Here is a 16,207-nt window from a genome sequence, read left to right as displayed (position 1 = left end):
CATTTTATTTAATAAAAAAACAAACTCAAAATCTCGATTGCTAATTTATAACTTTTCATTAAATTCGTAGCTAGATAAAGCTATAATTATAAAGAAGAATAATTCATAAAAAGCATTAAATGAACACAAAAAAACAACAAAAAGAATCCGTTTTAATGCTTTTTGTACTATATGCCACATTTGTAAAAAGAGATGTTGCTATTTTAGAAAAAAAATACCAAGTAGATTTATATCAATTTAATACTTCAAAAAAAATCTACTTGTTTTATGCATTCATCAAACAATTTTTCTTTTTGCTTTTTAATATTCATAAATACAAAGCAATTGTAATTCAATCATCGGGGTATCTTTCATTTTTTCCAGTAATTTTAGGCAAAATTGTAAAAAAACCAATAATAATTATTGCAATTGGTACAGATTGCGCAAAATTACCCGAAATAAATTACGGTGCACACACTAAAAAAATACTGGCTTGGTTTACTAATTTTTCGTTTAAAAATGCCTCGTTAATTTTACCTGTTCATAAAAGTTTAGAAAAGAGTTTTTATAGTTATATGGACGTAGAATTTCCAAATCAAGGAATTCGATCTTTTAAACCAACTATTAAAACACCAATTATTGAAATGGTTAACGGTTACGACACTGTTAAATGGCAAAATAAAAATTTAGATCGAATTAAAAATTCTTTTTTATCTGTAACTTTTGCTGTTGATGAAATTGGATATTATAGAAAGGGGATTGATTTAATTGTAAAAGCTGCAAATTTATTTCCAGATTATTATTTTACTATTGTTGGTAAAGTATATTTAAAAGGAGCTTGCCCTAAAAACTTACATTTAATAGATAATGTAAAGCAAGAAGAACTTTTAGAAATTTACAACAAACATCAATATTATTTTCAACTTTCTATGTTCGAAGGTTTTCCAAATGCTCTTTGTGAAGCTATGCTATGTGGCTGTATTCCTATTGGTAGTGATGTTGCAGGAATTCCAGATATAATTGGACAAAAAGGGTATGTTTTAAAGAAAAAAAATACTGAATTACTAAAACAATTAATTTTAAAATTAGAAAATAATAAGCTTACACCTAACGATGTTAGAAATCAAATAAGCACTAATTTTCCTTTAGAAAGAAGGGAAAATGAATTTCTAAAACACGTTTTATAGTTGTTAACAAATAAACTCTTTTAGCAACCTTCTAAAACAACTATGCTTTCTTTCTCTTTTCAATAAAAAACCAACCTACTGGAATAAGTAACAATAATAAATAAGAAGCCAGTGTAATACTATTTCCTGTTTTAATTACTGTTGGTTCAAATTTAAATTCTATAGTATGTTTTCCTGCAGGAATTTCCATTCCACGCAACACATAATTCACTCGGTAATGAGGTTTTAACTCACCATTAACATAGGCATTCCAACCATTTTTGTAATACATTTCAGAAAATACTATAAACTGATTTTTAGTAGTATTTACATCATAAACTAACTCATTTGCTTTGTATGAAGTTAATTGAATATTAGCTAAAGAATCTATTGGATATTGCGTTTTAAAATCGCTTGAAATCTCTTTAGACTCAATTACAGCTACTGTTTTAGTATTTAAACTATCCAAGGCTTTAATTTCTTCATTTGCACTATTTACAACAGAAATAGCATTTACAAACCAAGCATTTCCATTAGCAGCTTTATTTAATTCGTATCCAACTTTCCCAGCTTCATCCGCACCAATAATATATTTAGTATTTAGCATATTTAAAATTTCTGCATTTCCTTTTGAAATTTGAAAATCGTACAGTTCTTGATAACGTCTTGGTTTTGCGGCATGGTATCCTCCTATTGAATTATGAAAATAAGAAGTTGTTCCATCTGCCATTATATTTTTTGTAAAATTAGCTACGCGATAGTAGCTTTTATCTTTCATTATTTCTTTATCAATTGCTGAAGCCTGAAAAGGTTTATCTACCTTTCTAGCACTAACAAAAAAATCGTTATTAACATATCTTTTATCAACATTTACAAGATCAAAAAGCAGTACTACAACAAAGCCAATTAACACAATATTTTTATTTATTTTCTCTTTTAAAAACAACCAAATTACACTTGCAACTATTAAAACAATAACTAAAGAACGTAAACTATCGTTAAAAAATAAGGTTCTTCTATCTGCTGTAATTGCATCTAAATATCCAGCAATTTGTTCGTCTATTTGAAGATCAATAGGTCTTTCAAAAGAAAATAAACCTGAACCACCTACTGTAAAAATTAATGCCAAACCACCTACTATTATTGTTGCATATTTTAAGGCTTGTAATTTCGCTTCTAATTTAATTTCAGAAGATAATAATTTAGCTACTCCTAAAATTGCCAATAATGGTATGGTTAATTCTGCAATTACTTGTATAGATGAAACTGCTCTAAATTTATTGTATAAAGGCATATAATTGATAAAGAAATCTGTTACAATAGAAAAATTCTTACCCCAACTTAGTAAAATTGAAAATATGGTTGCCGCAACTAACCAATTTTTCAATTTTCCTTTTACTAAAAATAAGGCTAAAACAAATAAGAAAATAAAAAAAGCCCCAACATAAGCAGGTGCAGCTACAATTGGTTGATCTCCCCAATACATAGAAGATATTTGCATTAAATAATTAGCATCATTTACATCTAAACCTTTATTTACTGCATTTTGTAAAAAACTTTGAAGTTCACTATTTTCAACCTCTTCGTGAGAAGTTCCCCCCATAAATCTTGGAATAAAAAGGTTAAAAGTTTCTGCTATTCCATAACTATATTCGGTAATATAATCTTTGGTTAAACCCGATGTTGCTTCTTTTAATGAACCATCTGTATTTATAGATAATTCACTTTTACCACGTGTACTTTCTTTAGAATATTCGCTTGTTGCCATTAAATGCGTTGCATTTGTTCCAACTGCTAAAATTACAGCAACTACTAAAATTCCAATACTTTTAATAAAGTGAGGTATTTCTTTTTTTTGAATAGATTCTAACAATTGAACAACGCCATAAATTAACACCAAAAACAGTAAATAATAGGTCATTTGAATATGACTTGCACTTAATTCTAAAGCCATTGCTAATGCGGTTACAATAAAACCAAGTAAATATTTACGATTAAAAACTAATAAAATTCCGGCTAATACTAAAGGAAAATAAGCTATTGCGTGTGCTTTTGCATTATGTCCAACTCCTAAAATTATAACTAAATAAGTAGAAAGTCCAAATCCTAAGGCTCCAATAATTGCTAGTTTCCAATCTATTTTTAAAACCAATAATAGTATAAAAAAGCTTAAAAAATATAGAAATAAATAGTCTGCTGGTCTTGGTAAAAAACGAATTAGATTATCTAATTTATTAATAAAATCGTACGAATAATATGCACTTACCACATAAGCAGGCATTCCTCCAAATGTTGCATTTGTCCAATAAGGTTCTGCATTATTTTCTGCTCTAAAATCTGCAATTTCTTTAGAAGACCCTTTAAATTGTGTAATATCGCTTTGTTGAATTTTTTTTCCTTCTAAAACTGGAGAAAAATATGCAATAGAAACCACCATAAACACAATTATAGCTATTAAATATGGTGCAAATTTATTTAGAGAAAATTTCATTTGTATTTTTATTTATCATTAGGTTAGGTAGAAATTCTTCATTAGAATCCCCATTAAAATTAAAGTTTTAGTTAAAAGAAATTAACTATTTATCATCTTTAACCTCTTCGTAATCCACATAATCACCTACATTTTTATTGCTTTCTTTTGGTTCTGCTGGTTTTTTAGCTATCACAGTCTCACCTACTTTACCTTCTTCTTGTTGCTGGTAACTTTGTTGTTGTTCTTTATATTTCTTTTCAACATTAGTAATTACTTTTTTCAAGAAAATAGGCGCAATATACCTACTAAAAAACTTGAGAACATAATAAATAATAACAATAATAGCTATAGTTTTTAATATACCCATTTAATTCATTTTTTATATAATTTTCAAAAATAACAATTTGCAAGTAACTAAAACGTTTAAATATATAAAATCTTATATTTGACACCACAATTAACAAAAACTTATGAATAGAGTATTGCTACTTTTTTTGGCTTTTTTTAGCATTCAAATTGCTAAAGCACAATATACAGAAATAATAAACTCTAAACGACCAGGTTTATCGGAAAGTCCATACAGTATTGGTACAAATGTTTATCAATTTGAAACTGGTTTATTTTATAGAAATAGTGATAACCCACTTTATACGGTACCTTCAGACACCTATGGCGGTGAGTTATTATTTAGATATGGAAAATTTTCTGAAAAATTAGAGTTTGATTTAAATTTAGCCTATCAAATTGATGATTTATCGCATCATCCAAACGGACATATAAAAGGAATTAGCGATTTAACTGTTGGGGCAAAATATTTAATTAGACAACAAGAATATGCCGATAGATCTAAAGAAGTTAGAAGTTTTAAAAAAAGATATGCTTTTGACTGGAAACGTTTAATTCCTTCAATTGGTATTTATGCAGGTGTACACACTAAATTTGTTAGTAAAGATTATAAAGACGATAACCTTAGCTATAAGCTTGCAGTATTACTTCAAAATGACATTACTGATAGATTGGTTATTTTAACCAATTTAATTAACGATAAATTTTCAACAGATGACTCTTTTTACAAATATATTGTAACTATGACCTATGCAATAGACCAAGATTGGTCGTTTTTCATTGAAAATCAAGGTCAATATCAAGAAAATTTTTCTCCAAAATACCAATTTGGCACTGGTTTAGCTTATTTAATTAATGAAAATTTACAGGTAGATGCTTCTGCTAGAACCAACTTTTTCGATAACTATGATTACTATTATTTTTCAACTGGTGTTTCTTGGAGGTTAGACAGACATTACGATACTTTAACTCTAAAAAAGACTTCTAAAAAAACTATTGGAAAAAAGAAAAAAAGAACAGGATTTTTTAGTAAATTGTTTGGTAAAAAAAGAAACTAATTGCAACTTACACCTATGATTACAATTAAAGAAATGACCTCTAAAAAGGAGCTAAAAACTTACATAAAGTTTCCTTTTAAACTCTATAAAAATAATGAATATTGGGTTCCTCCTATTATTAAAGAAGAACTCGAATCTTTTGACAAAACAATTAACCCTGTATTTGAACATGCAGAAGCCCGTTTTTTTGTAGCTATTAAAAACGACGAAATTGTAGGCAGAATTGCCGCAATTATTAATTACACCGAAATAAATGAACAAAAAGTAAAAAAAATGCGTTTCGGTTGGTTCGATTTTATAGATGATATTGAAGTTTCTAAAATGCTACTTGAAAAGGTTAGAGAAATAGGACTTCAACATAATTTAGAATTTATGGAAGGCCCTGTAGGTTTTTCTAATTTAGATAAAGTTGGCGTGTTAACCTATGGTTTCGACCATATTGGCACTATGGTTACTTGGTACAATTATCCGTATTATAAAACACATTTCGAAAAATTAGGATTTGAAGTTGGAAAAGAATATTTAGAAAATAAATTCCCCTTTAAAAATGTAAAACCAGCACCATTACAAAGAATTAGTACAATTTTAGAAAAACGCTATAACTTAACTCCGTTAAATTTTACAAGAACAAAGGATATTATGCCTTATGTAGATAAAATGTTCGATTTGTTTAATAAGAGTTATGCCGCATTACCTTCTTTTGTTCCTATTTCTGAAATAGAAATTGATTATTTTAAGAAAAAATACATCACATTTATCAATCCTGAATATATAAAATTTGTAATGAACGAAAAAGATGAAATGGTTGCTTTTGCTATTACAATGCCTTCATTTTCTTCGGCTTTACAAAAAGCTAAAGGAAAACTTTTTCCTTTTGGTGTTTTTCACTTATTAAAAGCTAAAAATAATAGTAAAGACGCAATATTCTATTTAATTGGTGTGCATCCAAGATATCAAAGTAAGGGGATTCACGCTTTAATTTTTAATGAATATCAAAAATCTTTTGAAAAAATAGGAATTGAAACCTGCATTAGAACTCCAGAACTAGCAAGTAATAAAGCAATTGCAGCTGTATGGAAAAATTTTGATCCCGTTATTTACAAAAGAAGATGTACGTATAAAAAAGATTTATAATGCAGTTATTTTACAATTCTGAAATAAACACCATAAACCAACAATTTACTTTCGACAAAACTGAAAGTCGTCATATAGTGCGTGTATTACGCAAAAAAGAAGGAGACAAAATTTTTATCACTAACGGATTAGGAGAACTTTTTACTTCTGAAATAGAAATTGCAAACGATAAAAGATGTCTGGTAAAAATTTTAGAAAGTAAAACACACAAAAAACCTTGGAATTATTATTTACATATTGCCATAGCTCCAACTAAATTAAATGATCGTTTTGAGTGGTTTTTAGAAAAAGCAACCGAAATTGGTATTGATGAAATTACACCAATTATCTGTGATCATTCTGAAAGAAAAGTATTGAAAATAGATAGAATGGAGAAAATTGTACACGCTGCAGCTAAACAATCGCTAAAATTTCATTTTCCAAAACTAAATTCTCCTATATCTTTTAATGAATTTATACAATCTAAGTTTAATGGACAATTATTTATTGCCCATTGTGAAGAAACTTCAAAAAAAACATTAAAATCGGCTTTAAAAACAACCTTAAACACCACAATACTTATTGGCCCTGAAGGTGATTTTTCTACCAAAGAAATTACTAAAAGTTTGGAGCATTCTTTTATTCCAGTATCTTTGGGAAAAAGTCGATTACGCACAGAAACAGCTGGTGTAGTTGCTACGCATAGTGTTGCTTTTGTTAATGAATTGTAAGTGACTTCAAATTAAAAAACTTAAAAATGAGTATAAATTCTTATCCAAAAAATGAACCACTTTTTTTGAAGATTATTTATTGGATTGGAATAATTTGTTTAATTATTAGAATTTTTGGTTTTCCAATAGTTAACAATCAACTAGATAAAACATTTGGTGTTATTGGTTTTGGAACGATGTCTTTATTTTTTATAAGATTAATTATATACAACAGAAAAAATAAAATCAATTAGTATAAAAGCAAAACTAAAGAAACTTTACATATTTAAAGTAGTATGAAAAACAATCAAGCTTCTAAAATATTATCAAAAATCAAAAAGTTAAAAATATTTATTTTTACTATCGTACTTTGCTTTTTATACTTTACCAATCTAAACGCACAACAAGTGGCTACTTTAAAATACAATGGTGGCGGAGATTGGTATGCCAACCCTACCGCATTACCAAACTTAATAGAATTCTGTAACGATGCAATAAATACAAACATAAAAACCAACCCAGAAACTGTTGAAGCAGCAAGTATAGACATATTTAATTATCCAATTATTTTTATGACCGGACACGGAAATGTACTGTTTTCTGAAGCAGCAATTGACAACCTAAAAACCTATTTAATATCTGGAGGGTTTTTACACATTTCAGATAATTATGGGCTTGATAAATTTATTAGAAGAGAAATTAAAAAAATTTTTCCTACTTTAGATTTTCAAGAAATTCCATACAACCACCCTATTTATCATCAAACATTTGATTTTAAGGAAGGTGTGCCAAAAATTCATGAACACGACAATAAAACTCCACAAGGTTTTGGGTTGTTTTATGAAGGAAGATTGATTTGTTTTTATGATTATGAAGCAGATTTAAGCGATGGTTGGGAAGATGAAGAAGTACACAACGATCCTTTTGAAATAAGAGAACAAGCTTTACAAATGGGTGCTAATATTATTGAATACGCTTTTAAAAATTAATATGACAGAAAATTTAGATTCATTAGAAATAAATTTTGACACCGAAGGTCTTTGGGTTTTAAATATTACACTTGCCATTATAATGTTTGGCGTAGCACTTGGTATAACTTTAGAAGATTTTAAGCGTTTATTTAGCAAACCAAAAATTTTAATTACAGGAATTATTTCTCAATTTTTTATACTTCCTTTAGTAACTTTTATTTTTATAAAATTATTAAACCCCATGCCAAGTATTGCTTTAGGTTTAATGATGGTTGCTGCCTGTCCAGGAGGTAATATATCCAACTTTTTAACCCAAATGGCAAAAGGAAACGCTGCTCTGTCTGTAAGTTTAACTGCATTTGCAACCTTAATCTCTATGGTTATGACTCCTTTTAACCTACATTTTTGGGGAAATTTATATGCGCCAACAGCTTCAATTCTTCAAACAGTAGAATTAGATCCTTTAGAGTTGGTAAAACTTGTTACATTAATTTTAGGAGTACCATTAATATTAGGCATGTGGGTTAGAAGCCGCAAACCTGCTTGGGCCACTAAACTTTCAAAAATATTAAAACCTGTTTCATTACTAATATTTTTAAGTTTTATTGTTATTGCTTTTTATGATAATTTTGACATTTTTATAAACTATATACATTACGTTTTATTAATTGTAATTGCACACAATATTCTTGCTCTATTAACTGGTTTTTATTTTGCAAAAGCTATGCGTCTTTCATATAAAAATCAAAAAACATTATCTATAGAAACTGGAATACAAAATTCTGGACTAGGCTTATTATTAATATTTAGCTTTTTCCACGGTTTAGGTGGTATGGCTTTATTGGTTGCTTTTTGGGCTATTTGGGATATTGTATCTGGTCTAATTCTAGCTAGTTATTGGTCTAAACAAAAAATTAAAGCGTAATATTTTGAAATATCTTTGGTATAATATTGTAAAATCTATTGTTAAGGTTGGACTTTTTTTCACCCATAAAAAAATTAAAGTTTTTGGTACAGAAAACATTCCAAAAGAAGGTGCCATTATTTTTATTGGAAATCATCAAAATGCCTTAATTGATGCCATTTTAATACCAACCACAACTTCCAGAAATATTCATTTTTTAACTAGAGCAAGTGTATTTAAAACTAAAATAGTTGATAAAATTCTAAGATCTTTAAACCTCATCCCTGTCTATAGATTAAGAGATGGAAAAGAAAATATGGAAAAAAATATAGCCGTTTTTAACCAATGTTTTGAATATTTAAAAGCTAAAAAAGCGATACAAATATTTGCCGAAGGTGAACACCACCTATTTAGACGTATTTTACCCTTAAAAAAAGGGTTTGCCCGTATAATTTTAGGAACACTACAAAAATATCCAGATTTAGAAATAAAAATTGTTCCTGTTGGTATTAATTATGATTCTCATTTAAATTTTCCTTCAAGTGTTTCTATATATTACGGAAAACCAATACTTGCCAACCCGTATTTTAACGTAGAAAATCCAGATATTACATTTAAACATATTATAAATAAGGTTTCTTCTGAATTAAAACAACTTACAACTCATATAGAAGATGTTAAAAAACATGATGAAATTATTAAAAAATTAACAGATTTAAATATTGATTTTTTAAATCCTATTGAAACCAACAATACCCTTAAAAACTTAAGCTCTATAATCCCAACTAAAAAAGTTAAAAAAGAAAAAATTAATTGGTTCACTCCTATTCATATTTTAACAAAAATAAACAGTTTTTTCCCCTTATTAATTTGGAGATATTTACAACCAAAAATAAAAGATATTATATTTACAAACACTTATAGATTTGCTTTAATTATGACTGTTTTCCCTCTATTTTACACCATACAAGCAGGCATAATAAGTGTTATTTTTAATTATAAATACGGACTAGCATATTTATTATTTTGTATAATTACAGGAATAATAACAACTAAAACAACTACAGTTACTCCATAATTGCATCTTGTATTACTTGTTGAATTTGTGTTCTAATATTAGAACGTACCAAACTTTTATTATCCATTGTTGGATATACCCTATTTGATAAGAACACATACACAATTTCAGATTCTGGATCTGCCCAGGTATAAGTCCCCGTAAATCCACTATGTCCAAAACTCTCTTCTGAAACGCAACCACAAGTTGCTTTTACTTTTTCATTAAGTTGAGGCTTATCAAACCCCAAACCTCTTCTAACTTTTAAATCCTCATAATACCTATGGTTAAACTTATCCATAGTTTCAGACTTAAAATAACGCTTACCACCATAAAAACCTTTCTGCAAAAATAACTGCATTAACTTAGCAACATCATTTGCATTAGCAAATAAACCTGCGTGACCTCCAATACCTCCTTGCATTGCAGCTCCCATATCATGCACATAACCTTGTACTAATTGATTTCTATAATACGTATCTTTTTCTGTAGGAACAATTCTAGATTTTGGAAATTTATGAATCGCCAAATACCCAGTATTATTTGCTCCAATAGCTTTATAAAAACGTTCTTGTGTTAGTTTATCTAAATCTTTACCATAATAATTTTCAATAATATCTTTAAAGATATAAAATGTTAAATCACTATACTTATATCCTGGCCTTGAACGTTGTCCTGCTGTGGCTATTTTAGTAAAAATAGAATCTTTATAACTTTTAGTTAAATACAATTTATCAGCTACTTCAAAAGGAAAATTTTCTGACCAAGTATCACTATAATATTCTTTTGAAGGCTTGCTTGTAACACTATCTAAAGTATTAAAATAAAAAGGAATCCAAGCTTTTAACCTTGCATAATGCGATAACAATTCTTTTACAGTTAAAGTATCTTTGTTGGTTCCTTGATATTGAGGAAATAAAGAACCCAAAGTACTTTCTAACTGCAATACCTTCTGCTCTTCTAACTCCATAATCAATGGTAACGAAGCTAATATTTTTGTCATTGAAGCTACATCATAAATATCACTATTTTTAACTTTTGTTTTCTTTTGATCTGTATGATAACCATAGCTTTTATTATAAACTACAGCACCTTTTCTTGCTACTAAAACCTGTAAACCAGGCGCCATTTTATCTTTTATTACAATTGCGGCTAAGGAATCTATTTTCTTTAAAACTTTACTACTTAACCCAACCTCTTCTGGTATAGAATAAGTCAATCTTTTTAATGAATTTGAATGTAACCCGTGACCTTCAGAAAAAGATTTATTTATAGCAACAGGCAATTTTCCTTTAGTTTCAAGAGCTCCAAAAATCATTTGTGCAGAAATCTCTTGAGACAATTTACTGTTTTGATACGACAGTAAAAGTCCGTCAATATTTTCAAAAGTTTTTATTTGTAATAAACTATAAGGGCTTGCAAAAACATCTAAAATAACCTTATTGGTACGAGCAATTTCTTGTAACCAAACCAACTCAGTTTCTTTAAATTTAAAACTCTTCCAAGGGTTAGTATTGGATTTATGATAGCCTACAATAACTAAATTGTACTTTTTTAATTTTGTGATTAAATCGTATAGATTAGACGCCGAAACTACATCTACATTAGTGTAGTTTTTTAACATTTCTACAAAATCTTTATTATCTCCATCACCTAGTTTTACATAAGCAATTCTTTTTTTATCTAAATTTTGAATAGGATAAACCAGCGATTCATTTTTTAATAATGTAATTGAATTTTCTACTAATTTTCTATGAATTAATTCATTTTCAACAGTATTTAAATCTTCTATTAAATTTTTAGTTTCTATTGGTTTATAGTTATTTAATCCGGCCCAAAATTTTGTTTTTAATATTTTTCTAACAGACTCGTCTAAACGTTCTTCGGTTAATTCTCCAGATTCTAACGCTTCTTTAAACCTAATTACTGTTTCTGGAATATTTAAAGGTACGTCTAACAAATCATTACCTGCAAGTATGGCTGCCAAATTAATTTCTTGTGGCGAATTAAAATTAGCCGAACCTTTCATATTAAGCGCATCGGTAATAATTAAGCCTTTAAAACCCATTTGTTCTTTTAACAGACCTGTTACTATATTTTTTGATAGCGATGAAGGTAAATTTTGATTTGGCTCTAATTCTGGCACACTTAAATGTGCAACCATAACACTTGCTAAACCTGCTTCAAAATTTTGTTTATAAGGAAATAATTCAACAGAATCTAAACGTTGTTTTGTAAAATCTACCGTTGGTAAAGTATGATGTGAATCTGTTGCTGTGTCTCCGTGCCCCGGAAAATGTTTTGCACTTGCAAGCACTTTTTGACTTTGAATTCCCAATGTAAATGCCGTACTTTTATTTGCCACATTTACTGGATTTTCACCAAAAGATCTATTTCCAATTATTGGGTTTTCTGGGTTTGTATTTACATCTACTACAGGCGCAAAATTCATATGAATTCCTAAACGGTTACAATGTTTTCCAACTTGAACACCAAAAGCTGTTATTAACGAATTGTTTTGAACTGCCCCTAATGTCATATTCCAAGGAAAACGATAGGTTTCTTTCAAACGCATATTTAAACCCCATTCACCATCAATACCAATTAACAATGGAATTTTAGATTGCGCTTGGTATTTATTTGTTAACCTCGCTTGTTTTAATGGATCATCTTGAAAAAAGATAAGCGCACCAATATGATATTTTTCAATTAAATTAGAAATAAATTTTTCGTGATTTTCATCTTTATTAGAATATGCAGCTACCATAAATAATTGACCAATTTTTTCATCAATCGTCATATTATTTAATAAGGTATCTACCCATTTTTGTTGCGCCAAGGTATCTTTAACCAACAAAGGATCTATACTTTGAGCATTTAAAAAAGTTCCACAAAAAAATAAAGCTATTAAAACTGTTTTTTTTATCATTCCTAAAAATAGATGTAAATATTTATAAAATTAGCTTGACAAAAAGCGTTTATGCCAACTTTTATCTGCAGTTACTTCCCAATTATTTTCAAAAGCCTCTTTAGTTGTCACCAAATTATTAAAAACAATTGTGTTTGCAGTAATTTTTTGTTCTTTGGCATATTTTTGAAAATCTGCCATACTAACTATGTTAATGGCATTTCCATCTCTAAAAGAAACATTTAACTTATTTGTTAAGTCTATTGAAAAAATCTTTTCAAAATTCTTAATTAAATTTACAGATGCATCAATAGAACAACCTGAAACGTTGTTAAATTCTTCATCTACAGCCAATACAATAAATTGATTGTATTTAATACAAAAAGAAGCTTTTAAATCTTCTCCATGTCGTTGCCAGCCTAGAACAAAATCGGCTGTTTTTTCATTTATAATTTCAACTTCATTATTAGTAAACGCTCTATTTGCTTGGTAAATCCAAACTCTAGCATTTTTATCTAAATCTTCAAAATTAACGAACATATTTAAATTTTTTGATTGAATTTTTTTTGCAAATCTTCCAAAGTACTTTCTTTTTTATTAACAAATGTTTTTTCTTTAATTTGACTCAATACTTTTTTAGTGTATAATGGAAAATCTGCATTTTGAATCCAAGAATAATAACCTTTGTCTTTCTTTAAAATATCAGAAACTTTCTGACCTTTATATTTTCCAAAAGTAAATATTTCCTCATCTTTATCATTATACATAATAAACCCAGCAAAATCAGCTCTTTTTTTATGTGTTGAATATTCATTTAAAAACTTAATATCATTTTCAAGGTCATCATATTTATCTAACTGCGCTTTTAAAATTTCGTAAGTTGCTATTGTATCTGCTTCTGCAGAATGTGCATTTTCTAGATCTTTACCGCAATAAAATTTATAACCAGCACTTAATGTTCTTTCTTCTTTTTTATGAAAAATCACTTGTACATCTATTGCAACTCTATTTTCCATATCAAAATTAACATTTGCTCTTAGCATTTCTTCAGCAAGCAATGGAATATCGAATCTATTAGAATTAAAACCTGCTAAATCGCAACCAGCAATCATTTTACTCACCTCGCCCGCTAATTCTTTAAAAGTAGGCTCTGTAACTACTTTTTCGTTAGTAATTCCGTGAATATCTGAAGACTCTTTAGGTATTTCCATTTCAGGATTTACCAACCAAGTTTTACTTTCTTTATTTCCGTTTGGAAACACTTTTAAAATAGATATTTCTACAATTCTATCTTTTGCAATATTGATTCCTGTTGTTTCTAAATCGAAAAAAATAATCGGTTTTGTTAGCTTTAATTCCATAGTTATCTTAAAAAATATTAAGTTGTAAATATACAATTTGTAATTTACGATTTTAGGAATACCTGCACCGTTTTTTTAAACTTTTTAACAAATATTTAAACGAGTTTTAAAACAACTATTAAGTTACTTTTCTCCTTCTAACTGAGCTTTATAATTTTCAATTTCAATTTTATATTTTTTTGGCAGTTCTGGCTCTTTAAAATTGTATTGTTTTAAAGTTTTATAAATAGTTTCCGCAACAATTAAACGAGCTGTTGGTTTATCGTCTGCAGGAATTACATACCAAGGCGCATTTTCTTTAGAAGTTTTATTTAATAAATCTTGGTAACAAAACTGATACTTATCCCAAAGTTTACGCTCTTTTAAATCTGAGGGAGAGAATTTCCAGTTTTTTTCTTTTAGGCGTAACCTACGCAGTAATCTATTTTTTTGCTCTTCTTTTGAAAGGTTTAAAAAGAATTTTAAAATAATAGTTCCATTATCAGAAATAAATTTTTCGAAATTATTTATTTCTTCCATTCTGTTTTTGTAAAAATCATCATTTAAATCGTCTAAACTTTTTACTGAAGGAATTTTTTCTCCAAAAATATATTCTGGATGCACACGTGTTACCAATACATTTTCGTAATGTGTTCTGTTAAAAACACCTATTTTACCTTTAGCTGGTAATGCAATATAATGACGCCATAAATAATCATGTTTTAACTCCAACTCCGTTGGTACTTTAAAGCTATGCACCACAACACCTTGTGCACTAACATTTTTAAAAACCTCACGAATTAAACTATCTTTTCCTGAAGTATCCATGCCTTGTAAACAAATTAAAACGGCATATTCACCTTCGGCATACATTGCCTCTTGAATTTCACTTATTTTTTTTCTTATGGCTTTTAATTTCTTTTTAGCTTTTTTTTCAACTTCTTTAGTTTCTAGTTCATTTAATTTTATAGTACCTGTAACTTTATATTTATTCATTTGTTTGTTTTTAATTTATCAATAATCAATAAAATTATGAAATTATTTAATTATGACTTTGAATAACGCAATAATTTCAAAAAAATTTCAGTAAAAACTCATACTTTCAATTAAATAAAAAAATTGGTTGGTAATTTACATTACACTTAATTACTACAATCCTTTGTAACTTCGTTGTAACAATCATTTGTTTTAGCTTGCAACTAAGTAAAACAATAATTACATAAAAAATCAACTTATGTATAAACATCTTTTTGGTCCAGTACCATCGCGTAGGTTGGGTATGTCCTTAGGAATTGATTTAATACCTAAAAAAGTTTGCTCCTTAAACTGTGTTTACTGCGAAGTAGGAAAAACCACTAATCTTACAACCGAAAGATTAGAATATGTGAAATATAACAGTGTAATTACTGAGTTAGAAAAATTTATGAGCAACAATCCTAAAATTGATTATTTCACTTTTTCAGGATCTGGAGAACCCACTTTAAACAGTAAAATTGGAGCTATATTAAAATTTATCAAAAAAAAATACCCAATAATTAAAACTGCAATTTTAACAAACGGAACCTTGCTTTATGATAAAAACTTAAGAAAGGAATTGATGGATGCTGATGTTATTCTACCATCATTAGATGCTGCTAGTAAAGAGGTGTTTTTAAAAATTAACAGACCTTCTAAAAAATTAACTATTGAATCACATATACAAGGATTAGTAGATTTACGAAAAGAATACAAAGGCAAAATTTGGCTCGAAATACTTTTTTTAAAAGGATACAATGATTCTAAAAAGGAGCTAACTTTAATGAAGGAAGCAATTCTTAAAATTAAACCCGATAGTATTCAATTAAACACTTTAGACCGCCCAGGAACAAGACAAGACTTAATTCCATTAACAAAAATGGAATTACAAGAAATTAGTGATTATTGGAAGTTACCAAATGTTGAAATAATAGCCTCTCCAGATAAACGATCAAATATTGAATCGTATAACGGCAATATTGAAACAGCCATTTTAGAAACAATTGCAAGAAGACCTTGTACATTAGATGATTTACATACTTTTTTAGGCATCCATATTAACGAAATAAATAAATATTTAGCAGGATTGGAAGCTCTTGATAAAATTAAAAATGTTCACCTTGAAAGAGGCGTATTTTATGAATTAAAACATAAATAAATTGAACAAC

General features: G+C 28.1%; 15 protein-coding genes. 9 read left to right on the top strand and 6 right to left on the bottom strand.

All coding sequences use genetic code 11. The annotated features are described in order from the left end of the window. Nucleotides 1–119 precede the first annotated feature (119 nt). Nucleotides 120–1,166 (top strand): glycosyltransferase, encoded by a 1,047-nt coding sequence (locus MKD41_RS01990; protein WP_240243778.1) that lies wholly within the window; start codon nucleotides 120–122, stop codon nucleotides 1,164–1,166. A gap of 40 nt (nucleotides 1,167–1,206) precedes the next feature. Here the strand turns inward: MKD41_RS01990 and MKD41_RS01985 are convergent, their stop codons facing one another. Both MKD41_RS01985 and MKD41_RS01980 read right to left on the bottom strand, forming a co-directional pair. After that, nucleotides 1,207–3,636: a YfhO family protein gene (locus MKD41_RS01985; protein WP_240243777.1), complete on the bottom strand. Its 2,430-nt coding sequence runs from the start codon at nucleotides 3,634–3,636 to the stop codon at nucleotides 1,207–1,209. A gap of 85 nt (nucleotides 3,637–3,721) precedes the next feature. Further along, complete coding sequence (locus tag MKD41_RS01980; RefSeq protein ID WP_240228077.1) at nucleotides 3,722–3,985, bottom strand: DUF4834 domain-containing protein; 264 nt, start codon at nucleotides 3,983–3,985, stop codon at nucleotides 3,722–3,724. 103 nt (nucleotides 3,986–4,088) lie between these two features. On the opposite strand from MKD41_RS01980, the gene MKD41_RS01975 reads away from it, so the two are divergent. The 7 genes from MKD41_RS01975 to MKD41_RS01945 all read left to right on the top strand — a co-directional run bounded on the left by MKD41_RS01975 (nucleotide 4,089) and on the right by MKD41_RS01945 (nucleotide 9,797). Next, entirely contained in the window at nucleotides 4,089–5,021 is a 933-nt protein-coding gene (locus tag MKD41_RS01975) for a transporter (RefSeq protein WP_240243776.1), read from the top strand. Between the two features lie 15 nt (nucleotides 5,022–5,036). Next, nucleotides 5,037–6,155 carry a GTP cyclohydrolase gene (locus tag MKD41_RS01970; protein ID WP_240243775.1) on the top strand — a complete coding sequence of 373 codons (1,119 nt, stop codon included), beginning with the start codon at nucleotides 5,037–5,039 and terminating at the stop codon, nucleotides 6,153–6,155. Further along, nucleotides 6,155–6,865, top strand: a complete 711-nt coding sequence (locus tag MKD41_RS01965) for a 16S rRNA (uracil(1498)-N(3))-methyltransferase (RefSeq protein WP_240243774.1) — start codon at nucleotides 6,155–6,157, stop codon at nucleotides 6,863–6,865. Before MKD41_RS01970 ends, MKD41_RS01965 begins: the two co-directional genes overlap by 1 nt. 26 nt (nucleotides 6,866–6,891) lie before the next feature. After that, a complete protein-coding gene (locus MKD41_RS01960) occupies nucleotides 6,892–7,098 on the top strand; it encodes a hypothetical protein (RefSeq protein ID WP_240243773.1) in 207 nt (68 codons plus the stop codon). A 153-nt stretch (nucleotides 7,099–7,251) separates the two neighbouring features. Next, nucleotides 7,252–7,833: a DUF4159 domain-containing protein gene (locus tag MKD41_RS01955; protein ID WP_240243772.1), complete on the top strand. Its 582-nt coding sequence runs from the start codon at nucleotides 7,252–7,254 to the stop codon at nucleotides 7,831–7,833. Nucleotide 7,834: 1 nt separating this feature from the next. Then, on the top strand, nucleotides 7,835–8,740 hold the full coding sequence (locus tag MKD41_RS01950; protein ID WP_240243771.1) for a bile acid:sodium symporter family protein: 906 nt from the start codon (nucleotides 7,835–7,837) through the stop codon (nucleotides 8,738–8,740). A 4-nt stretch (nucleotides 8,741–8,744) separates the two neighbouring features. Next, the gene (locus tag MKD41_RS01945) at nucleotides 8,745–9,797 is read left to right on the top strand and encodes a lysophospholipid acyltransferase family protein (protein WP_240243770.1); all 1,053 of its coding nucleotides are present in this window, start codon (nucleotides 8,745–8,747) and stop codon (nucleotides 9,795–9,797) included. On the opposite strand, the gene MKD41_RS01940 is transcribed toward MKD41_RS01945, so the two are convergent. From MKD41_RS01940 to MKD41_RS01925, 4 genes are all read right to left on the bottom strand, one after another. Beyond that, the gene (locus MKD41_RS01940; protein ID WP_240243769.1) at nucleotides 9,787–12,705 is read right to left on the bottom strand and encodes a glycoside hydrolase family 3 N-terminal domain-containing protein; all 2,919 of its coding nucleotides are present in this window, start codon (nucleotides 12,703–12,705) and stop codon (nucleotides 9,787–9,789) included. The genes MKD41_RS01945 and MKD41_RS01940 overlap by 11 nt on opposite strands. Before the next feature lie 30 nt (nucleotides 12,706–12,735). After that, nucleotides 12,736–13,224 (bottom strand): ABC transporter ATPase, encoded by a 489-nt coding sequence (locus MKD41_RS01935; RefSeq protein ID WP_240243768.1) that lies wholly within the window; start codon nucleotides 13,222–13,224, stop codon nucleotides 12,736–12,738. Between the two features lie 2 nt (nucleotides 13,225–13,226). Further along, nucleotides 13,227–14,045 carry a 3'-5' exonuclease gene (locus MKD41_RS01930; protein WP_240243767.1) on the bottom strand — a complete coding sequence of 273 codons (819 nt, stop codon included), beginning with the start codon at nucleotides 14,043–14,045 and terminating at the stop codon, nucleotides 13,227–13,229. Nucleotides 14,046–14,168: 123 nt separating this feature from the next. Then, nucleotides 14,169–15,020 carry a PPK2 family polyphosphate kinase gene (locus MKD41_RS01925; protein ID WP_240243766.1) on the bottom strand — a complete coding sequence of 284 codons (852 nt, stop codon included), beginning with the start codon at nucleotides 15,018–15,020 and terminating at the stop codon, nucleotides 14,169–14,171. 238 nt (nucleotides 15,021–15,258) lie between these two features. On the opposite strand from MKD41_RS01925, the gene MKD41_RS01920 reads away from it, so the two are divergent. Next, entirely contained in the window at nucleotides 15,259–16,197 is a 939-nt protein-coding gene (locus tag MKD41_RS01920) for a radical SAM protein (protein ID WP_240243765.1), read from the top strand. The last annotated feature ends 10 nt before the right edge of the window (nucleotides 16,198–16,207 follow it).

The sequence above is a fragment of the Lutibacter sp. A64 genome (genome assembly GCF_022429565.1).
In the GTDB taxonomy this organism is placed as follows: domain Bacteria; phylum Bacteroidota; class Bacteroidia; order Flavobacteriales; family Flavobacteriaceae; genus Lutibacter.
This window is presented reverse-complemented; position numbering and strand designations above follow the sequence as displayed.